The sequence below is a fragment of the Priestia sp. D3YE.R1 genome, from assembly GCF_049199565.1.
GTDB classification, from domain to species: Bacteria; Bacillota; Bacilli; order Bacillales; family Bacillaceae_H; genus Priestia; species Priestia aryabhattai.
This window is the reverse complement of the sequence record NZ_JBLTHW010000001.1, coordinates 142,701-163,913: the sequence shown is the minus strand read 5'-3', so window position 1 is coordinate 163,913 and position 21,213 is coordinate 142,701. Positions and strand designations below refer to the sequence as shown.

Annotated in this window: 23 protein-coding genes and 3 other annotated features; of the genes, 3 read left to right on the top strand and 20 right to left on the bottom strand. The window is 39.1% G+C overall.

Annotation, left to right across the window (positions count from 1 at the left end):
* Window positions 1–137: 137 nt before the first annotated feature.
* On the top strand, window positions 138–1,052 hold the full coding sequence (gene rnhC / locus ACOZIR_RS00840; protein ID WP_421535491.1) for a ribonuclease HIII: 915 nt from the start codon (window positions 138–140) through the stop codon (window positions 1,050–1,052).
* A gap of 33 nt (window positions 1,053–1,085) precedes the next feature.
* Here rnhC and pheT read toward each other — a convergent pair whose 3' ends face one another.
* The 3 genes from pheT to ACOZIR_RS00825 all read right to left on the bottom strand — a co-directional run bounded on the left by pheT (window position 1,086) and on the right by ACOZIR_RS00825 (window position 5,651).
* A complete protein-coding gene (gene pheT, locus ACOZIR_RS00835) occupies window positions 1,086–3,500 on the bottom strand; it encodes a phenylalanine--tRNA ligase subunit beta (protein ID WP_045291149.1) in 2,415 nt (804 codons plus the stop codon).
* Window positions 3,501–3,513: 13 nt separating this feature from the next.
* Window positions 3,514–4,548, bottom strand: a complete 1,035-nt coding sequence (pheS, locus tag ACOZIR_RS00830; protein ID WP_014458064.1) for a phenylalanine--tRNA ligase subunit alpha — start codon at window positions 4,546–4,548, stop codon at window positions 3,514–3,516.
* 54 nt (window positions 4,549–4,602) lie between these two features.
* Window positions 4,603–4,838: a binding site (T-box leader), on the bottom strand.
* Between the two features lie 48 nt (window positions 4,839–4,886).
* Window positions 4,887–5,651, bottom strand: a complete 765-nt coding sequence (locus tag ACOZIR_RS00825; RefSeq protein ID WP_421535490.1) for a TrmH family RNA methyltransferase — start codon at window positions 5,649–5,651, stop codon at window positions 4,887–4,889.
* A gap of 140 nt (window positions 5,652–5,791) precedes the next feature.
* On the opposite strand from ACOZIR_RS00825, the gene sspI reads away from it, so the two are divergent.
* Window positions 5,792–5,998 (top strand): small acid-soluble spore protein SspI, encoded by a 207-nt coding sequence (gene sspI, locus ACOZIR_RS00820; RefSeq protein ID WP_013059420.1) that lies wholly within the window; start codon window positions 5,792–5,794, stop codon window positions 5,996–5,998.
* Window positions 5,999–6,054: 56 nt separating this feature from the next.
* Here the strand turns inward: sspI and ACOZIR_RS00815 are convergent, their stop codons facing one another.
* Entirely contained in the window at window positions 6,055–7,140 is a 1,086-nt protein-coding gene (locus ACOZIR_RS00815; protein ID WP_045291154.1) for a M42 family metallopeptidase, read from the bottom strand.
* Between the two features lie 77 nt (window positions 7,141–7,217).
* Entirely contained in the window at window positions 7,218–7,706 is a 489-nt protein-coding gene (locus ACOZIR_RS00810) for a dUTP diphosphatase (RefSeq protein WP_045291156.1), read from the bottom strand.
* A gap of 132 nt (window positions 7,707–7,838) precedes the next feature.
* On the opposite strand from ACOZIR_RS00810, the gene ACOZIR_RS00805 reads away from it, so the two are divergent.
* The gene (locus ACOZIR_RS00805) at window positions 7,839–8,216 is read left to right on the top strand and encodes a hypothetical protein (RefSeq protein ID WP_045291158.1); all 378 of its coding nucleotides are present in this window, start codon (window positions 7,839–7,841) and stop codon (window positions 8,214–8,216) included.
* An 18-nt stretch (window positions 8,217–8,234) separates the two neighbouring features.
* Here the strand turns inward: ACOZIR_RS00805 and ACOZIR_RS00800 are convergent, their stop codons facing one another.
* The 15 genes from ACOZIR_RS00800 to mutM form a co-directional block, all read right to left on the bottom strand.
* The gene (locus ACOZIR_RS00800) at window positions 8,235–8,495 is read right to left on the bottom strand and encodes a DUF1294 domain-containing protein (protein ID WP_045291160.1); all 261 of its coding nucleotides are present in this window, start codon (window positions 8,493–8,495) and stop codon (window positions 8,235–8,237) included.
* A gap of 60 nt (window positions 8,496–8,555) precedes the next feature.
* The gene (rplT, locus tag ACOZIR_RS00795; RefSeq protein WP_013059425.1) at window positions 8,556–8,915 is read right to left on the bottom strand and encodes a 50S ribosomal protein L20; all 360 of its coding nucleotides are present in this window, start codon (window positions 8,913–8,915) and stop codon (window positions 8,556–8,558) included.
* Window positions 8,916–8,954: 39 nt separating this feature from the next.
* Window positions 8,955–9,155 (bottom strand): 50S ribosomal protein L35, encoded by a 201-nt coding sequence (gene rpmI, locus ACOZIR_RS00790; RefSeq protein ID WP_013059426.1) that lies wholly within the window; start codon window positions 9,153–9,155, stop codon window positions 8,955–8,957.
* Between the two features lie 21 nt (window positions 9,156–9,176).
* Window positions 9,177–9,680 (bottom strand): translation initiation factor IF-3, encoded by a 504-nt coding sequence (gene infC, locus ACOZIR_RS00785; RefSeq protein WP_013059427.1) that lies wholly within the window; start codon window positions 9,678–9,680, stop codon window positions 9,177–9,179.
* 69 nt (window positions 9,681–9,749) lie between these two features.
* Window positions 9,750–9,872, bottom strand: a sequence feature (ribosomal protein L20 leader region).
* A 171-nt stretch (window positions 9,873–10,043) separates the two neighbouring features.
* Window positions 10,044–12,002 carry a threonine--tRNA ligase gene (gene thrS / locus ACOZIR_RS00780; RefSeq protein ID WP_253202932.1) on the bottom strand — a complete coding sequence of 653 codons (1,959 nt, stop codon included), beginning with the start codon at window positions 12,000–12,002 and terminating at the stop codon, window positions 10,044–10,046.
* A 43-nt stretch (window positions 12,003–12,045) separates the two neighbouring features.
* Window positions 12,046–12,294, bottom strand: a binding site (T-box leader).
* Window positions 12,295–12,354: 60 nt separating this feature from the next.
* The gene (ytxC, locus tag ACOZIR_RS00775) at window positions 12,355–13,215 is read right to left on the bottom strand and encodes a sporulation protein YtxC (protein WP_045291163.1); all 861 of its coding nucleotides are present in this window, start codon (window positions 13,213–13,215) and stop codon (window positions 12,355–12,357) included.
* 96 nt (window positions 13,216–13,311) lie between these two features.
* Complete coding sequence (gene dnaI, locus ACOZIR_RS00770; RefSeq protein WP_075419707.1) at window positions 13,312–14,244, bottom strand: primosomal protein DnaI; 933 nt, start codon at window positions 14,242–14,244, stop codon at window positions 13,312–13,314.
* A gap of 31 nt (window positions 14,245–14,275) precedes the next feature.
* Window positions 14,276–15,691, bottom strand: coding sequence for a replication initiation and membrane attachment family protein (locus ACOZIR_RS00765; protein WP_045291165.1), 1,416 nt, complete (start codon window positions 15,689–15,691; stop codon window positions 14,276–14,278).
* A gap of 72 nt (window positions 15,692–15,763) precedes the next feature.
* Complete coding sequence (nrdR, locus tag ACOZIR_RS00760; protein ID WP_013059432.1) at window positions 15,764–16,225, bottom strand: transcriptional regulator NrdR; 462 nt, start codon at window positions 16,223–16,225, stop codon at window positions 15,764–15,766.
* A 243-nt stretch (window positions 16,226–16,468) separates the two neighbouring features.
* The gene (locus tag ACOZIR_RS00755) at window positions 16,469–16,855 is read right to left on the bottom strand and encodes a hypothetical protein (protein WP_045291167.1); all 387 of its coding nucleotides are present in this window, start codon (window positions 16,853–16,855) and stop codon (window positions 16,469–16,471) included.
* 93 nt (window positions 16,856–16,948) lie between these two features.
* A complete protein-coding gene (gene speD / locus ACOZIR_RS00750) occupies window positions 16,949–17,329 on the bottom strand; it encodes an adenosylmethionine decarboxylase (RefSeq protein WP_013059434.1) in 381 nt (126 codons plus the stop codon).
* Between the two features lie 424 nt (window positions 17,330–17,753).
* Window positions 17,754–18,785 (bottom strand): glyceraldehyde-3-phosphate dehydrogenase, encoded by a 1,032-nt coding sequence (locus ACOZIR_RS00745; protein ID WP_013059435.1) that lies wholly within the window; start codon window positions 18,783–18,785, stop codon window positions 17,754–17,756.
* A 274-nt stretch (window positions 18,786–19,059) separates the two neighbouring features.
* Entirely contained in the window at window positions 19,060–19,656 is a 597-nt protein-coding gene (coaE, locus tag ACOZIR_RS00740; protein ID WP_071270351.1) for a dephospho-CoA kinase, read from the bottom strand.
* 23 nt (window positions 19,657–19,679) lie between these two features.
* Window positions 19,680–20,309: a sporulation membrane protein YtaF gene (ytaF, locus tag ACOZIR_RS00735; RefSeq protein ID WP_033579623.1), complete on the bottom strand. Its 630-nt coding sequence runs from the start codon at window positions 20,307–20,309 to the stop codon at window positions 19,680–19,682.
* A gap of 60 nt (window positions 20,310–20,369) precedes the next feature.
* The gene (mutM, locus tag ACOZIR_RS00730; protein ID WP_045291171.1) at window positions 20,370–21,203 is read right to left on the bottom strand and encodes a DNA-formamidopyrimidine glycosylase; all 834 of its coding nucleotides are present in this window, start codon (window positions 21,201–21,203) and stop codon (window positions 20,370–20,372) included.
* Between the last annotated feature and the right edge of the window lie 10 nt (window positions 21,204–21,213).

The following is a 21,213-nucleotide window of genomic DNA, read 5'->3' as shown; positions in this document are numbered from 1 at the left end:
ATCCTCCGTTCCACGAAAAATCCTAATCCCTATCATACCACGAAGAAGACTTCAATGGAAACATATCTATATTTAAGCTATCATAAGGGATAGTGCTTATAAAGTAAACTAAAATACCCCGAAAGGAGTGAAGCATTATGTCACATGCTGTTATTAAGGTATCAGCTGATCAAATAGCTAAAATGAAGCTTCATTACACATCCTATTTACAGCCCAAACTTCCGCAGGGAAGTATTTTTGCAGCTAAAACCCCCGGCTGTTCTATCACTGCGTACCGCTCTGGAAAAGTACTTTTTCAAGGAAAAGAAGCTGAAACAGAAGCGGCTAAGTGGGGGGGCCCTTTAGATGCTGCGAAAAAGGCTCCTGTCTCACATCTCCCATCAAACTTCAGCTCACTATCGGTCATCGGTTCTGACGAGGTAGGGACGGGAGATTATTTTGGCCCTATGACCGTAGTTGCTGCCTATGTTCAAAAAGAGCAGCTTCCTTTGTTAAAAGAATTAGGAGTACGAGATTCAAAAGAGTTAACGGATGCTAAAATCATTGAAATTGCCAAGCAGCTTGTTTCGTTTATTCCCTATAGTTTGCTTGTTTTACATAACGAAAAGTATAATGCATTTCAAGAAAAAGGCATGTCACAAGGTAAAATGAAAGCTCTGTTGCACAACAAAGCTTTATCCAACGTGTTAAAAAAATTGGATCCTGAAAAACCTGATGCGATTTTAATTGACCAGTTTGTTGAAAAAAACACCTATTATAAACACATCGTAAAGGAAAAAGAGATTATCAAAGAAAACGTCTTTTTCAGTACAAAAGGAGAAAGCGTTCATTTGTCTGTAGCTGCTGCTTCCATTATTGCCAGATACGCATTTTTAAAACAAATGGATTTACTGACGGAAAAGACCGGGATGGTCATTCCTCGCGGAGCTGGGGCACAAGTTGATATCGCCGCTGCTAAAATCATTAAAAAACATGGCGTCAGTGCGCTGAACTCTTTAGCTAAAATTCATTTTGCTAATACAGAAAAAGCTTTAAAATTAGCTAAAAAATAAGAGATGTGGAAATCCACATCTCTTTTTTTATTCTTATGAACGAAGCGTTGCACCAAATTCTTTTTCAACAGCTTCTAACACTGCACCATGTGCTTTTGCTACTTCTTCATCCGTTAACGTACGTTCAGGATCTAAGTAACGTAAAGAGAAAGCTACAGATTTCTTGCCTTCTTCCATACGCTCTCCTTCATATAGGTCAAACACCGTTACATCTTTTAAAAGTTCTCCGCCCGCTGCATAGATGACGCGCTGAACTTCTCCTGCAAGAACGTTTTTATCTACAACAAGTGCAATATCACGCGTAATAGATGGGAATCGTGGAATAGCTGCATAACGAACTTCTTCGACATCTGCAGCTAATAGCTCTTGAAGGTGTAATTCAAATACGTATGTTTCACGAAGACCATACTGTTTCTGAGCAACAGGATGAACTTGACCTACGTATCCAATTTCTTTTTCATCTAACCATACAGCCGCTGTACGTCCAGGGTGCATACCGTCTTTTTTAACGGGAGCATATGAGATTCGTTTCTCCAAACCAAGCTGTGCAAATAACCCTTCTAGTACACCTTTAATCACATAGAAATCAACGGCTTTCTTTTCACCTTGCCAGCCGTGAGCATGCCATAGACCCGTGATTGCACCAGCTACGCGCTCCTGCTCATCCGGTAATTCTCCTTCACCTTTAGATAAGAACACTGAGCCTGTTTCGTATAGCGCAATAGAATCCGACTGACGAGCGTTGTTATGCTTCACTGCTTCAAGCAAATGAGGCACTAAGCTTTGACGAAGGATGCTGCGATCTTCACTCATCGGCATTGCTAAACCAATCGTACTTGTTGCATTTAGTGCGAACTGAGTAGCTTTTTCAGTGCTCGTTAACGAATATGTTGTTGTTTGCGCTAGTCCCGCTCCTTCTAAGAAACGGCGAACTTTGCGGCGTCCAAGCTGATACTCCGTTAATTTCCCTGGAGTTGCCACTGTTACAGGAAGCGTTGTAGGAAGGTTGTCATAACCATACATGCGCGCTACTTCCTCGACGATATCTTCTTCAATTGTAATATCGCCTCGACGGGTTGGCACTGTTACAACAATGGTTTCGTCTTCCACTTTGTTTTTAAATTGAAGACGGTTCATAATGTCTTGTACTTCTTCCATTGATAGCTCTGTACCAAGCACATCGTTAATACGTCCAAGTGACACAGCTACAACAGCAGGTTCCACAGTTAGTGTATCTACTTCCACAGTACCGCTTACCACTTCACCTGAAGCGTATTCAGCCATTAATTCTGCTGCGCGGTCAGCGGCTACACGCGTACGGTTAGGATCAATTCCTTTTTCAAAACGAGCGCTTGCCTCACTGCGAAGACCGTGGTCTTTTGAAGCTTGGCGAACCGTTAAGCCTTTGAAGTAAGCTGATTCAATGAGAACATTTACCGTATCGTCTTTTACTTCAGAGTTTGCTCCGCCCATTACACCTGCAAGTGCTACCGGCTCACTTCCGTTTGTAATGACAAGCTGATTGCCTTTTAATACGCGCTCTTGGTCATCAAGCGTTACAAACTTCTCGCCTTCTGACGCGTGACGCACAACAATTTCCTTTGAACCAAGACGATCGTAGTCAAAAGCATGCAGCGGCTGACCGTATTCAAGCAAAATATAGTTAGTAATATCAACTACGTTGTTATGAGGTCGAATGCCAGCTGCCATTAAACGCGTTTGCATCCATAGTGGTGACGGAGCAATTTTTACGTTTTTCACAACGCGCGCTACGTAAAGCGGATTGTCTTCTTTTGCCTTTACTTCAACGGAAATATAATCAGACGCTTGCTCATCAGACGTTTGCACGTTTACTGACGGATACTTCACTTCGCGACGTAAAATAGCCGCTACTTCATGCGCTACGCCTAACATACTTAAGCAGTCTGAACGATTTGGTGTTAGCCCTAGTTCTAATACTTCATCGTTTAAGTTTAGTGCATCTAGTGCATCCGCTCCTACTTCAGCATCGCTTGGGAAGACGAAGATTCCTTCTTGGTAATCTTTTGCTACAAGCTTGCTTTCAATGCCAAGCTCTTGAAGAGAACAAATCATACCGTTCGATTCTTCACCGCGAAGCTTAGCACGCTTGATTTTAAAGTTACCTGGAAGTACAGCTCCCACTTTTGCAACCGCTACTTTTTGACCTTGTGCCACGTTCGGTGCTCCGCACACGATTTGAACGATCTCTCCTCCGCCAAGATCTACTTGACAGCGGCTTAATTTATCCGCATTTGGATGCTGTTCACGTTCGACAACGTGACCAATTACTACTCCGCTGATGCCTTTATTTAAGTTTTCTACACCTTCAACTTCAATTCCACTTTTTGTGATTTTATCAGCTAACTCTTCTGCCGTTATGCCTGATAAGTCAACATACTCTTGTAACCAACGATAAGATACAAACATCGTAGTCCCTCCTTTATACTTGTTTAAATTGATCTAAGAAACGAACATCATTTGTATAGAAATGACGAATATCATCCACGCCGTGTTTTAACATAGCAATACGCTCTACACCGATTCCAAAAGCAAATCCACGATATTTAGTTGAATCGTATCCAGCCATTTCAAGGACATTTGGATGAACCATGCCTGCTCCTAAAATTTCAATCCAGCCTGTTTGTTTACATACATTACAGCCTTTACCTCCACATTTTGCACACGATACGTCTACTTCTACAGACGGCTCAGTGAATGGGAAGAAACTTGGACGAAGACGAATTTCACGGTCTGCACCGAACATCTTTTTCACAAATACTTCAAGCGTGCCTTTTAAATCGCTCATACGAATGTTTTCGTCTACTACAAGACCTTCAATTTGCATGAATTGATGAGAATGCGTAGCGTCATCGTCATCGCGGCGGTACACTTTACCCGGGCAAATAATTTTAACAGGTCCTTTGCCTTCATTCTTGTTCATAACACGAGCTTGAACAGTTGATGTATGCGTACGAAGAAGCGTTTCTTCCGTAATATAGAACGTATCTTGCATATCACGTGCTGGGTGACCTTTTGGCAAGTTCAGCGCTTCGAAATTATAGTAGTCCTGCTCTACTTCCGGTCCTTCTGCTACTTCATAGCCCATTCCTAAGAATAAATCTTCTACTTCTTCAACCACGCTTGTTAGCGGGTGATGCGTACCTGCTTTAACAGGTCGTCCCGGCAGCGTTACGTCGATTGTTTCTGAAGCAAGTTTACGCTCTACCTCGGCTGCTTCTAACGCCGTTTGTTTTTCTTCAATTTTAGATGCAATCGCTTCACGTACTTCATTTGCAAGTGCTCCCATTACAGGACGCTCTTCAGCTGAAAGTTTTCCCATACCGCGAAGTACTTCTGTGATAGGGCCTTTCTTTCCTAAATAAGCTACGCGTACGTCGTTTAATTCTTTTAAAGCACTTGCCGCTTCGACTTTTGCAATTGCTTCTTGTTGAAGTTCTTGTAAACGTTCTTTCATCACTTATTCCTCCTTTTAACGTAAAAAATGACAAATAAAAAAACCTCCTCCCAAAAAAGGGACGAGGATTAGTCGCGTTACCACCCTTGTTAACTATATACACAGACGTATACAGTTCACTTCATTCAAGTTAACGGAATCTCCGGAACACCTTTACATCTATGTAAGATGGTCTAAGTGTCAACTCAAGAGGTGAATTCACTTATTACACTTATAAAAATGCTTTCAGTCACGGCATTTTCTCCCTGCATAAACGGACATAAGCTACTGCTCTCTTTCATCGTTTTTTACATATGTAACTATTGTATTATTATAGTGAAAACACGTTCTCGATGCAACTACATTCCGCGTAAATAATAAAGTAAGATTCCAGAAGCGATGGCAACATTTAGCGACTCGCTCTTTCCATAGATGGGAATGTACAGATTCTGATCCGTTTGTTCCAACACTTTCTCGCTTACGCCTTTTCCTTCATTTCCCACAATCAGCGCAAATTCGTTTGAAGGTTTTACGTGTGTGTAGACCTTTCCATTTTGTAACGACGTGCCGTAAACTGCGATGCCTCTTTCTTTTAACAGTGAAATCATTTCGAGTAAATCACCTTTTACAATTGGAAGGTGAAAAATAGCTCCTTGCGTTGAACGAACGACTTTTGGGTTGTACACATCCACGCTGCCCTCTCCAACGATAATAGCGTCCACTCCGGCAGCATCAGCGGTTCGAATAATCGTACCTAGGTTACCTGGATCTTGCACTGCATCTAAAAGAAATACTTTCTGTGCTGTATGAATGATTTCTGCATGCTTTGTTTGAACACACACGGCAATAATTCCTTGAGGTGTTTCTGTGTCAGATAATAATTTAATAATTGCTTCGTTTACAACGGTTATTTCGATACCGTCTATATTCCACTGTGCGGGCACTTCGGTCGATTCGCGTATAATTAGTTCCTTTACGCAATCGTTATTTTTGATAGCCTCTTCTACTAAATGAAAGCCTTCTACCATAAAAAGGCCCTGCTTATCACGGTCTTTTTTATTATGCAGCTTTTTCCACGCTTTTACCTGCGGATTTTTAACTGAATCAATTTGTTTCACAAACATAACTCCTTTATCTATACAAAAATAAATAGTTCGATTACATTTTGTTCAATAATCATTAGATAAGTTTCACTTTATTGTACATAGAAATCGCAAAGAAAACAAAAACTATTGGTAACTTTACGATAGCTGAGGTGAAAATGATGGATCTTAATTTACGAAATGCTGTTATTGCAAACGTTTCAGGAAACTCAAAAGAAGAGCTTGAGGCTACAATTTCTGACGCTATTCAAAGCGGTGAAGAAAAAATGCTCCCTGGACTTGGTGTTTTATTTGAGGTGCTTTGGGAAAAGTCTCCGGAATCAGAAAAAGAAGAAATTCTGACAACGCTTGAAAACGGTTTAAAATAAATAACCTTTTCCTATGTACAACAAAAAGCTCATTCTCCTAGGAGAATGAGCTTTTTTTAATTGTACGTAATTGCGTTAACCGTTTCTCGGTCTAAGCGTTTAATCACTTCCGCAATTAATTTAACTGCATTTTCATAATCATCACGATGAAGCATCGCTGCATGAGAATGGATATAACGAGTTGCAATTGTAATCGAAAGTGCTGGCACCCCGTTAGCTGAAATATGAATAGAACCTGAGTCCGTACCGCCTCCAGCGATTGCATCAAATTGATACGGAATATTTAATTCATCTGCCACATCTACCACTGTATCTCGAAGTCCTTTATGAGAGACCATGGAAGCATCATATAAAATGATTTGCGGACCATCTCCCATTTTAGAAGAAGCTTCTTTATCAGAAACGCCAGGTGTATCTCCCGCGATGCCCACATCAACAGCAAATGCAATATCCGGTTCAATAAAGTTAGCGGATGTTTTTGCACCTCGAAGTCCAACTTCTTCTTGCACTGTTCCCACACCATACACAACATTTTCATGCGCTTCATTTTTTAAAGCTTTTAATACATCGATAGCGATTGCACAGCCTATACGGTTATCCCAGGCTTTCGCTAGCAGCATCTTTTCGTTGTTCATAACCGTAAATTCGAAATAAGGTACAACCTGATCACCAGGTTTCACTCCCCACTCCGCTACTTCTTCTCTGCTAGAAGCGCCGATATCGATGAACATATCTTTAATGTCAACTGGCTTTTTGCGAACTTCTGGAGGCAGGATATGAGGAGGCTTTGAGCCAATAATCCCCGTTACCTCTCCTTTAGATGTAACGATGGTTACTCGTTGAGCAAGCATGACTTGAGACCACCATCCGCCTACCGTTTGAAAACGAATAAAGCCGCGTTCATCAATTTGAGTCACCATAAAACCTACTTCATCTAAGTGGCCGGCTACCATAATTTTAGGCCCTTGTTCGTTGCCCACCTTTTTCGCAATCAAACTGCCTAGCCCATCCGTCGTTACTTCATCTGCATAAGGTGCAATATATTTCTTCATAACCTCACGCGGTTCACGTTCATTTCCAGGAATTCCTTTTGCATCTGTTAGTGCTTTAAGCATCATTAATGTTTCATCTAACTTTGTCATATGGATTACCCCTTTCATATGTATACCTCTATTATAGCTAAAAAGAGGTTGAAGTAAAATTTCCCATCCCTTTATTTCTAGTATCCTTGTTCTTGGCGTTTAAAATTCACTTCATTTTTTGAGATGTACGCCTCTTCAATATGTTCAGCGGAAAAACCAAACATATCGCCAAGCGTCATGTAAGATACAAACATGTTCACATAGTTTTCTTTCGACAGATCCTGCTCGAAAGCAGCAACTTGTGCAAACAACTGTAAAAATTGTGCTGTTTTTGAATCACCTGCTTTTGCATTTGGTAACTCAGTTAAATCATCGTATCCTTTTTCAATCCCTAAAGACAGAATAAAATGTACGCCGTCCACAAATTCTTCTAAAATAACAGCATCTTCAGCCGGAGGTTTGACGCTCCAAAATTTGAAGCAGCGCGTTTCGTTTGCCAGCTCTCCCATTTCAACAAGCAGAGCTAAAAGTTTTCTCGGAACCAAGTCTTCCTTATGAAGCTGATGCTTATCTTCTATATGCTGATCCAGCTGACGCTGCATGGTAAATAGCTGTTGTAAATTCAATGTAATCACTCCTGTAATTATGTATATCTTCTTCTTTGTAAACCAATAAAGAAATTATATCAAAAATCATGAAACTTTTTAGAGACTGAAACGTAAAGTAAGAAAACTGTGCCTTGTAAAGGAGGGAGCGTTATGTTTGTTATTGTTATCGTTCGCGTGTTCATTTTCGCGCTTGTTGCTTACACACTATTAAAGCTGGTTCAGCATTTTCGCAGTCCAAAGCGGAAGCTTGTAGCAGCTCAGGAACATCAGCAATTTTTTGTCGTCGACGAAAAAACGAATATCCGCAAAAATTTTCTATTAACGTATAAAGGTATTTTATTTGAAGGAGAAAAATACAGCAATCCCAATGAACCAGAATCTTTATCAATTACAATGGTGTTAACCGATCCATCTCGATTACATGAACTGCAAAAACAAGATTTCAAGCTGCTGGAAAATCACGTACACGACATGTACCCAAATGCTCCTATTCGCTGGAAAAGCCCCGTTCGAGAATTTTTACACTGAGCACAAAATCATTTGTGCTCAGCTGATAACAAAAAAGAAAAGTAAATCAAGAGCGGCAAGAATAGGAAAGCCTACTGTAAACGATGTGTGCTTCGTTTTATGACGATAGCAATACATACCAATCAGTCCTCCAATGGCTCCTCCGACAGCAGCTACCGTCCACAGCGTACTTTCGGCAATTCTCCACTCATGTCTTTTTGCTTTTTGTTTATCTCTATACATCATTCCTATCCCTACTATATTAATAACAATAAAATAGGTAAGCAGCAGTTCATTCATGATATCTCCTCCGATAGCAAAAAAGCCTCATCATCTAAAGATGACGAGACTTTATATTCATTACTTATCTAAGCCTTTTTTAGCAGCAGTTGCTAATTCAGCAAATGCTTTTTCATCAGCTACAGCTAAGTCAGCAAGCATTTTGCGGTTAACTTCAATACCTGCTAATTTTAAACCGTGCATTAAACGGCTGTAAGAAAGACCGTTCATACGAGCAGCTGCATTAATACGTGTGATCCATAATTTACGGAAGTCACGTTTTTTCTGACGACGGTCACGATAAGCATACATGTGAGATTTCATAACTTGCTGATTAGCAACTTTATATAATCTATGCTTCGAACCGAAGAAACCTTTAGCTAATTTTAAAACTTTTTTACGACGTTTGCGTGTTACTGTACCGCCTTTTACGCGTGGCATAATTGTTTACCTCCTGTATTGTTTCTATCTCAACCCAAATTACTTAATGTTATCTAATAAGTGACGGATACGTTTGAAGTCACCTTTGCTTACTAAAGAACCTTTACGTAATTTACGCTTTTGTTTTGTAGATTTGTTAGCGAATAAATGGCTTGTGTAAGCACGAGCACGTTTTAATTTACCGCTTCCAGTCTTTTTGAAACGCTTTGCAGCGCCACGATGTGTTTTCATTTTTGGCATGGGGTGTTCCTCCTCGTTCTATTACTTTTCGTTTTTAGGTGCCAAGACTAAGAACATGCTGCGGCCTTCCATTTTAGGAGCCGATTCAACTGAACTTACATCTTCGCAAGCTTGTGAAAAACGTTCAAGTACTTTTTGGCCAATCCCTTTATGAGTAATGGCACGACCTTTAAAGCGAATAGACGCTTTCACTTTGTCACCTTTTTCAAGGAACTTGCGTGCGTTACGAAGTTTAGTGTTAAAATCATGTTCATCAATTGTTGGACTTAAACGAACTTCTTTTAAGTTTACAACTTTTTGGTTTTTACGAGCTTCTCTTTCTTTACGTTGTTGCTCATAGCGGAATTTACCGTAGTCCATAATACGACATACCGGCGGTTTCGCATTTGCAGCAACCATTACTAAGTCAAGATTTACTCGTGAAGCAATTTCTAATGCTTCATTTTTTGATTTAATTCCTAATTGTTCACCATTTTGATCAATTAGACGAACTTCGCGAGCTCGAATGCCCTCGTTTACCATCATGTCCTTGCTAATAAGTAGCCACCTCCAAGGTTTAATGAGCGAATACGCTTGCTTAGACCGATTATTAACTCACACAAAAAAGTGTGAGTACATACTGCACCCACACTTCTATCGTTTTAATTAAGATACGATGTACCTGCTAACTGCTCTATGCGTCACTCAGGTGAGAAGCGGGTGCTTCTTCTTCTGTATAAACAAGTATTCAATTACTTAAGCTATTATAGTATCAACAAAGACAAAAGTCAATGATTTCGTTCTTTTTTAACAACAAAAGTTATTGTATCAAAGGAAAAACATTTATGCAACAGTTTTTTATAAATGTTGTATAAAAAAGCAGAGAATTTCAATTCTCTGCTTTTTCTATTAACGAGATGCTTCTGCTTTTACATTTTGTAAAAAGGCTTGGAAATCCACCGTTTCTGAATTCTGCTCACCATATTTACGTACGTTTACTGCTTTATCCTCTACTTCTTTATCCCCTACAACAAGCATGTAAGGAATTTTTTGCATTTGAGCCTCACGGATTTTATAGCCAATTTTCTCATCGCGAGAATCAAGTTCCACGCGAATACCCGCAAGTTGAAGCTGTTCTTGCACTTCTTTTGCATACTCAAGGTGAACCGTAGGTGATACCGGAATCACTTGAACTTGTACAGGTGCTAACCACGTTGGGAAAGCTCCTTTGTATTCTTCGATTAAGAAAGCTACAAAACGTTCCATTGTTGACACCACGCCGCGGTGAATAACAACAGGTCGATGTTGTTTTCCGTCTTCCCCTACATACGTTAAGTCAAAGCGTTCAGGAAGTAAGAAATCCAATTGAACCGTAGATAGCGTCTCTTCTTTGCCAAGAGCTGTTTTAACTTGAACATCTAGCTTTGGACCGTAGAATGCCGCTTCGCCTTCAGCTTCATAATAATCAAGGTCAAGTTCATCCATTGCGTCTTTTAACATGCTTTGTGCTTTTTCCCACATTGCATCATCATCGAAGTATTTTTCTGTATCTTCAGGGTCACGGTAAGAGAGACGGAATGAATAATTTTCAAATCCAAAATCTTTATAAACCGCTTCAACTAAGCGAACCACACGAATAAATTCTTCTTTGATTTGATCCGGACGTACAAAGATATGTGCATCATTTAACGTCATGCCTCGAACGCGCTGAAGTCCTGATAATGCTCCTGACATTTCGTAGCGGTGCATCGTTCCAAGTTCAGCAATACGGATTGGAAGCTCACGATAGCTGTGAATACCTTGTTTGTAAACCATCATGTGATGAGGACAGTTCATTGGACGAAGAACCAGGTCTTCGTTATCCATTTCCATTGCAGGGAACATGTCATCTTGGTAGTGCTCCCAGTGACCAGACGTTTTGTAAAGTTCTACACTTCCAAGCACTGGCGTGTAAACGTGCTGATAACCAAGGCTTACTTCTTTATCTACGATATAACGCTCGATAATACGGCGAATCGTTGCACCTTTTGGAAGCCATAAAGGCAGACCTTGTCCTACTTTTTGAGAATTTGTAAATAAGTTTAACTCTTTGCCAAGTTTACGGTGGTCACGCTCTTTTGCTTCTTCAAGAAGACGAAGATGCTCGTCTAAATCTGCTTTTGTAAAAAATGCTGTACCGTAAATACGCTGCAGCATTTGATTGTCGCTGTCTCCGCGCCAATAAGCACCTGCTACGCTTAATAGTTTAAATTCTTTAATTTTGCCTGTTGACGGCACGTGCACGCCTCGGCAAAGATCAAAGAATTCGCCTTGTTGGTAAATCGTAACCGTTTCACCTGCTGGAATCGCATCAATCAATTCAAGTTTTAGTTCATCGCCAACTTCTTTAAAAAGTTGAATGGCTTCTTCACGAGAAACTTCTTTTCGTTCAATTTCAATATTTGCATTAACGATTTTTTTCATTTCTTTTTCAATTTTACCTAAATCTTCAGGAGTAATTGATTCTTCCATATCGATGTCATAGTAAAAACCATTTTCGATAACCGGTCCTACACCTAGCTGTACTTTTGTATCTTTGTATAAACGTTTGATTGCTTGAGCCATTAAATGCGCTGTACTATGACGCATAATTTCAAGCGCTTCAGGAGCATCTTGTGTAATGATTTCAAGACTGCCATCTTGTTCGATTGGCGTACGCAAATCCAGCAGCTCGCCGTTTACTTTACCTGCCAACGCTTTTTTCTTTAATCCCGGGCTAATAGAAGCCGCAATATCTTCTGTTGATGATCCTTTTGGATACTCTTTAACAGCTCCATCAGGAAATGTCATTTTGATTACTTCTGACACAACTTTCCACTCCTTTAACATAACTAATAAACTTTTTGTAAAAACAAAAAACTCGTCCCTTATAAAAAGGGACGAGTTGTGTATACACGCGGTACCACCCTTGTTTCCTCTTCGTATCTTGGATAACCCAAAGAACCCGAAGCGGCTCGAGGTTTTATAACGGAAATTCCGTCAGTAATTACTAGAGACGCTGCTCGTTTACTACTGAAGTTTAGAGGTGGTAAGAATATATTCCGTGTTAGGAGATTTTCAGCCTGGATCTCCCTCTCTATAAACCGTAAATATACACTCATGTCCTCATCATAACTTGTGACATATAGCTGTTTTTCAATATGCATTTATTATATTCATTTTCAAAATAGAAATCAACCTTTCACGTTATATTTTGCTTTTGATCAAACGGAAATTCATTTTTATCGTATAACATAACTTTTTCTTGAAAAATATTTTGAATGGTATAAACAAAATCATGATCATGCTGGTCGCTATACAGATGAATAGCAGCTGGAGATAAACTCAGCAAAGGCGCGATAATAGTTGAGTCTATGTATACTGATTCTTGTTCAGATAGAAAGGCCTCTGCTAGGGCTGTACATTCACGTTCCGGAACATATCTACTGCTTTGGTCGTACAATACAAACTTGTTTTTATTCAAGTGCATTACATACACATCGCCTGTAGATGACTGTCTTTCATTAGCTGCTTGACGCAGCTGATGAATAAGAATTTGATAGTCTTGTTCAAGCTTATATTCATCAATCGCCAGCTCAGCATAATAGCGCAGCCGCTCTTGATATTCTTTTAAACGGAATTGGAGAAAAGACTCAAAAGTGAATGTTACATTATGAATGAAGAAGTCTTGAAGAGCCTGGCGGATAAGTAATTCTCTTGGAAGAGAAAATGTTTTTTGCGGAATTTCGCCTCTCTCTCCTTCCATAATCCCCCCCATAATTTGAAGCAGCAAATCTTGCTCTTCCTCTTCTGAATAGAAAAATTGTTCTTTTAATATGTTTACCATCATCTTTTTCTCTTTCTTTTTTAAAATTACGTGCGTTAATACCGGTATCACCATGTCTTGTAAAATGGCCTCTCTATTGTATGTCTCATCAATGACTAAAAGCTGATTATTCACCAGCTTCAAGCACTGTGAACCATATGATAAAGCGCTTCGCTTCGCGCATAAAGACTCATATACAATGACTGCGTCTTCTACATATTTAAAGAATATTTTCATTCCTCATAGCCCCCCTTTGGACACGCTTTATTAATGTATATGGGGCAACATGCAAAAAAATGAGCAAGTCGTTACAAGAAATGTAAAACGACCTGCTCATCTATCTCTTCTATTATCTCCAGTTATTTCAACAGGAGTGGCTAGAGACTTAATTCGCTCCATGACACGAGCGGCTTTGAGTTCTTCCTTCTCGCCTCTTTGGGTATATGTCAAATGATGTTCAAGCTCTTTAAAATTTAAATTCGAGCTGAAAAATGTCGGCAAATTTTCAAGCATGCGGAATTGTAAAATGGTTCCGAGCACATCGTCTCGCATCCAGCTCGTTACGGATTCAGCTCCGAGATCATCAAGCATAAGAACCGGTACTTTTTTAACATACTCTATTTTCTCATTAAAGCTTTGATCTTGAAATGAACCTTTTAACTCACGCAAAAACTCTGGGACGTATAAAATTGTGGACTTCACTTTCTTTTCAGCTAACGAATTAGCAATCGCTCCAAGGATAAAAGTTTTACCAACCCCGAACTCTCCGTACAAGTATAGTGCCTTCATCTTTTTGCCTGGCTCATATTCACTAACAAACTCTTCTGCTAAAGTAACAGCTTCAAATCGTTCACGTTCAAGTGTAATCTTAGACATCGTTGCTTGCAAAATTTCTTTGGGAATGTACATACATTGAATAAGAGATTCTTGTTCTTTTCGCTCATCTTCTTGGACTTTTCTAGGGCAGCGTTCATACTGCACATCAATATTACGGCCTTTTACAACCAGCTGAGGGTGATATCCCTTCACCATATTGACACAGCTTTGCAGAGAAGGACATTTATCGCAGCATTTGCTTTGGTCGATAAATTCATGCATCTTCATCAAGCCCCGGTCAACCATTTGCTCATCTAACTCATAGCGATGCTCTTGGATGAATGCTCTCACATCTTGGTTTGACATAATATTCTTTTTTAATGCTTCTAATCGCGCTTTAAAATCTTTTTTATTAATCAACTGATTTAATGAGTCGTTAATAGGTTTCATTATTTCACCCCACTTCTATCATAACAATTTTTTATTCTTTATGCTTTGGGTCAAGCTTTTTTAACTTTTCTTCTAGTTTACGTTTTCGTTCTTCAAACTCTGCATCATATGCTGGCTCTGCTTTTTTCTCTACCTGCTCTTTATTTTTTAACCAGTTTGGCACCATTTCTTCACGCACAATTTTTCGTCCGGCCGTTTTTTTATTTTGCTTGGCTTCCGTCCAGTTTTGATATTCTTTCTGTTCATTTTTAGCTAAATTCATCGCTTCTTGAACAGTTTGTACCTTTTTCCGCGCCCAGTGTCCAGCGATTTTCTCTACATAGCTCTTAGATAGTTTCATATCGGATCTTAGCATAACATAGTAAATCAGAACATTTACTACCCCTGGTGAAAGCTTTTGATTAAACATCACTTCTTCAATCATTTGCAAATCTGCTTTTGATGGCTCTGCTCCCCCTGAAAACTCGATCAATAGCTGTCGAGGAGAGGTGACTTCAAGCTGTTGAATGAGCTGCTCTTCTTTTGTCTGAGGCTGCTTTTCCTGCATGGTACGAAGCATAGGAGGCTGAATTTGTTCGCTTAGATTTGGAAGTGCTTCTCCATTTTCAAATTGGTAAAAGGACTGTGCTGCTTTTCTAAGCAATTCAATATCAACTTGATCATTCTCATTTAGCGAATCGAGCACTACATTTTTCATTTGAAGAGGATCGATGCCGTATAAAAAAGCTAACTTTTCAATCGCTTGTTTTACTTTAGATGTAATGGACCTTTTCGAAATCATTGAATCTGTTAGGCCTGCTAAAAATAAATCAAAATCAAAGGAATCCGGGCTCATCTCAATAGAAGCACGGTTTGAAGAATCTATAAAGTCCGTTTGAGCATCAGGAGAAAATACATCCTTGCTTTCAGACTGAAAACTTGGAGCCAGCTCCGTTGCTTTAACTGATTTAAATACATCGTTAAATGAATGCGTCACATCTTTGAACGATTGATCATCCACGAGTGAATCCGAAAAATAATTTTTTACTTTTTGAAAGATGGATTTTCCTAGTCGGTTATATAAATATACATTTAACACGCCATCGTTAAAGAACTGATGGGGCGTAAGAGGAGGAATGAGCTCATAAATGAACACACGAACATCATCTTCTTCCTTAATATATGTTTTTAACAAACCGATGCCTTCTAATTTTAACCGTTCATGGTAAATAGCTTTCAAATTAATTTGCATCATTGACATTAGGTGATGATGCGTAGACTCTTTTCCCCATAAACGATCTTGTTCCAGCTCGCTCCATAGCGTCATATACAAACCAAAACACGTCGTACCCACCAACGGCTGATAGAGCATTGTTAAAATCTTTCGGTCGTATTCCTGCAGTATGCCGCTCGAACGAACAACATAACGATCGACCGGTATCATTTCTTTCCAATGTTGTTCTTTCATGTCGTTCCCTACCTACTTTTAAAGTAATAGAAATGACAAAAAAAGAGCCTAAAGAATACTTCAATAGCTCTTTTACAGTCGTTCCTTCTTAATTAAATCTTTTAATTCATCAATAAATACATTGATGTCTTTAAATTGTCGGTATACCGAAGCAAATCGAACATAAGAGACTTCATCGATAGCAGCTAATCGCTCCATCACCATTTCTCCTACCACATCTGACTGCACCTCTGATGTACCCTGACTGCGCAGCTCTGTTTCAATATCGTGTACGGTATCTTCCAGTTGCTTTAAGCTTACTTGGCGTTTTTCACACGCCTTAATTAACCCTCGAAGGATTTTGTCTTTGCTGAACTCTTCTCTCGCTCCATCTTTTTTTACAACAATTAACGGAAGTTCTTCTACTTTCTCAAAAGTTGTAAAACGATAGTGACACTCTTCGCATTCACGTCTTCTACGAATAGAGCGGCCTTCTTCTACAGGGCGCGAGTCCAGCACTCTCGTTCCATTGTAATGACAGGATGGGCACTTCATATTCTCAGCTCCAATAATAAACCTTGTTTTTCTTTTTATTTTCTCTCATATAAGTTAATTTCCATCTATGTTAGCCGGCTATTCGCCATTTATTATGATTGTCATCATCATTTCCTTTATCAAACACGATGCTATATTAAAGGATTTGCTTTATTCCATCTTATAGAAAACAAGGCTTGAATACAAGTAAAGGAAAAGGAATTTCCCCATTTTATTCCCTGAAATTCAAAAATAATAAGGAACTTACGAAGAAAGAGGAATAAGTTTTTGATCAAAGCTCTTATAAAGCGTACGTACAAGTTCTTTACTAAAACCAAAATCAACTGGCACCACTTTTGACTCTGTTGTAGCAGAAAAATCGATAGCGGTTTCAAGAGGACGTACGCTAATAATGGTAATCACAACAAAAGCTTTTCTTCCTTTTACAACGTTTAAGCTAATTTCTCCTCGCTCTTCATATGCAGCAATTATCTCTATCCCTTGCATGTGCTTCAACATTTCATGAACTTGCTTAAATGCATTCCCAGCCGTTGTTTTGTAATAGTGCGTTTTTAGAGTCGGATCTGAATGGCGATCGCTTGTTTCTACATGATTAGAAAATAAAGATTTAACTGCTTGTACTACCCCCATGTTGTTATCCCCTTTGTTTTTGCGTATTAAAAATTTATATACTAAAAAGAGGTGTGTAATACACCTCTTAACTTACGTAATCAATCGACACTATTAAAGTGCATTCGCTTTAGTTTGTTTTACCTGAACAGGACCCATTCCACGTGGTAATTCAATTGTTTCACGTGTCTGTGCACTTAGAGCATCTGCAATATAATCTGCTGCGATTGTAGGATCTAAATGACCACAAGTATAAACATCGATACTTGCATAACCATGCTCTGGGAAGCTGTGAATCGTTAAATGTGATTCTGAAATAATAACAACGCCACTTACACCTTGAGGTGCAAATTTATGGAACGCTACTTCGCGAACTTCCGCACCAGATTTTAAAGCTGCATCAACAAACGTTTTTTCAATATAATCAATATCATTTAACTTATCGAAATCGCATCCCCATAATTCTGAGATGACATGACGACCCATTGTTTCCATAATGATATTTCCCCCTTTAACAATTTTTAATCGTTAAACATGAAGTTCTTTCGCCATATAGCATGTTAACTACCACGGGGGAAAGTTAGTCCAAAGAGGTCCTAACCCTTTAAGTAGCCACATCACCGAAAGGTACACAAGAAGTTCACGAAACATAGTATACTTTGTTTACATTTATTTTGCAATACGTGTTTTGATTTTATTAAAGATTGTTCCCGCAGATAGACCTATACAAATTACCCCTGTATTCTCGTGAGACAGTGTGTAAAAGCTGCTAAACGACTATTAATTTTTTATTAAAATTGAGAAAAAGAAACACCCCTTTGCATGCTTATCTTATTGCTTTTCCCTATTCTTTTGAATAAAAACAAAAAAAAACAGGGCGATAGCTCCCTGTTTTTTTAAAAAGCAATCTATAGCTTTCTTAGCTTACTCTTATTTTTGATCCATTACGCATTTCTGCAGCAATATATCTTACCAAATCGACTACGCGCTGAGAGTAGCCCCACTCGTTATCGTACCAAGCTAACACTTTAATTTTATGATCCTCCATTACGATCGTGGATAGTCCATCTACAATAGCTGAATGAGGATTTGTATTAAAGTCAATTGATACGAGTGGTTCCATTGTTAAATTTAAAATATTCTTTAATGGTCCTTCAGCAGCTTTAATAAACGCTAAATTAACATCTTCCATCGTCACAGGTTTCCTTACATCCACAACTAAATCGACAAGCGATACGTTCGGCGTAGGAACGCGCAGCGCCATTCCATGAAGCTTTCCTTTTAAGTGAGGAAGAACTAATGAAAGCGCCTTGGCTGCTCCAGTTGTTGTAGGAATAATTGATTGAGCACACGCACGGGCTCTTCGCAAATCTTTATGCGGGTTATCAATATTCTTTTGATCATTTGTATATGCGTGAACGGTCGTCATTAAACCGTTTTCAATTGTGAACGCTTCGTCTAACACCTTGACAACTGGAGCTAGACAATTTGTCGTACAAGAAGCATTAGAGATAATGTTATGCTGATTCACATCAAACTCTCGTTCGTTTACGCCCATCACAATGGTAATATCTTCTTGTTTACCCGGTGCCGTTAAGACAACTTTTTTCGCACCTGCTTCAATATGTAACTGCGCTTTTTCTCTTGAATTAAATTTCCCCGTTGCTTCAACAACTAGATCAATCCCAAGCTCTTTCCAAGGCAAATTCAGCGGATCACGTGAATTTAATAGCTGGATTCTTTTACCGTTAACAATTAGCGCATCATCATCACATTTAACATCTCCATTAAATGGTCCGTGTATAGAGTCATACTTGATTAAATGTGCTAATGTTTCGGCTGGATAAGATGCATTTATTGCAATAATATCTAAATTCTCCTCTATAATCGCTGTGCGAAACACCATTCTTCCTATTCTCCCAAAACCATTAATGGCAATACGTGCTTTCATGGCTATACCCCTCTCTATATGTGTTATACTATTTAACTTTTTATATTGAATAGTATAACATAAATATTTAAAAAGTGAATAATATTAATTTTTTTTAATAAATTATTTTAATTAAGTTTTACTATATGTATATAGCGAGAACAGATATTTAACACATTCTTTTTTAGCAGCCCTTAAATATTCGCAATAAAAAATCCGAACGAGCTTGATTCTCCCTCAAGAATCAAGCTCGTTCAGATTTTCCTTCAGCTAACATACTTTTGTCCCAGCCTCTTTAATCTAGCCACAGGGCTAATATACTTAAAAGCTGTTGTTTTGTTTCCTCTACAGGTCCGTTGTTATTGATCACCGCATCGGCTAAGGCTACTTTTTGAATTAAAGGCAGCTGTGCGTGGATACGTGCATAGGCATCCTCCGTCGAAAGATCATTACGAGACTTTAACCTTTCTAGCTGCACAGGCTCATCGACATATACAACCACTACTTTATCAACTAAGTGTGTTAAATCACTTTCAAACAGCAGCGGAATATCTAATACCACAGCATCGTATCCTTCCTCGATATACCTTTCCTTTTGAGAAAGCATTTCTTTTCTTACCGCAGGATGTACAATTGCATTCAACTTTTTACGTTCTTCCTCTTGATAAAACACAATTTCCCCTAAAGCCGCTCGATTGATCTCCGCATTTTCGTGAAGAATGGCACGGCCGAACGTCTCTACAATTTGGTTGTATGCTTCTTTTCCTGGTTCGACGACTTCTTTTGCAATGTGGTCAGCATCGATTACCGGAATATTAATATCTCTCAGCATTCCAGTTACCGTGCTTTTTCCACTAGCAATTCCGCCCGTTAATCCAATTACAATTGACATTGGCCTCTCCTTTATCGCTTTATTTAAAATCTAAAAATACCTAAAATAATAAGCAGAACTCCCGGTAAAAAGGAAAACATTTTCATCCATGATAAACGTGAAAAAACTTTGCCAAACTGTATGCCAGCACTTAAAAAAAGTGAACTCATAAGAGCTACAGCAATTGCTAAAGCATACGGCGAATAACCTAATAAAGCTGCTCCAAATCCTGCTCCAAATGCATCAAGAGATAATGCAATTCCAAGTATAAATGCTTCAATCCCAGTGATGGAACCTGAATTATCTAAATCTGCTGCCGTCGGTTTTTTCAATACGTTAATGACTAAGCCAATCGACTTAATTTCAATCTTCACTAATGTTTTTTCTTCTTTCACCCGCGATGAATCTGCCGGACAAAAAAACTGGTATAAAATCCACATTCCAAGTAGAACAAGAATACCTCCGCCTACTTTATTTAGTACATCCACTGAAAATAGATGCGTAAGTACCTTTCCTAAAAACATAGAAAACATTAAAGAAAATGCTGAGCAACATGAAATAATAAAAATGGATTTCAGCGGGATTTTCACCTTTCGAAGTCCGTATGTCAGGCCAACGCTAAAGCTGTCAAGACTTACGGCAAAAGCAAGAATAAGTAAAGAAAATGTTATCATGATGAGAGGACTCCTTTCCTTTCTGTCTATACGTAGTATATGAAAGGAGCCCATCCATTGTTATTTTTTAGCCGGCTGACAATTTGGGCAGATGTGTGTTCCTCTGCCGCCTACAACAAATTTTTCAATTGGGGTACCGCACATTTTACAGGATTCGCCTTTTCTTCCGTACACGTACAGCTGCTGCTGAAACATGCCTATTTGCCCCTGTGTGTTTACATACGTGCGAATTGTGCTGCCCCCTTGTTTCACCGCTTCTTGAAGAGTCGCTACAATTTCTTCGTACAATTTTTCATACTCTTCGTCTGTTAATTGGCTGGCTACTCGTTCAGGGTGAATCCCTGCGCGAAATAGTGCTTCATCTACATAAATATTCCCGAGCCCAACCACAACATTTTGATCGAGTAAAACCGGCTTGATTTTTCGAGAGGTTTTGCCGATTCGCATTTTTAATTGACTTGGATTAAATGTTTCGTCAAACGGTTCAGGTCCAAGGCCAATAAGAGGAGGAAACAGGTCTTCCTCTCCCTTTTTAAATAAGTGCATGGTACCAAACTTCCTTACATCCCGGTATCGCAATTCTGTTCCATCGGTGAAGTGAAAAAAGACGTGTACATGCTTATCTGGTTCTTCTGCATTTTCATGGAGAGCATATTTTCCTTCCATACGCAGATGAGAAACCATCGTATAATCATCGAGTACAATTTTCAAAAACTTACCTCTGCGTTCAACATCTTGAATGGTTTGCCCAACAAGCGCGTCACAAAACTGCTCAACTTGCTCAGGACGTTTGATAATATTAGGCCATTTAACGGTTACACGCTCAATGGTCTTACCACTGGCTAATTCAATCAACGTACGTCTGACGGTTTCAACTTCTGGTAATTCTGGCACGTTTGTCACA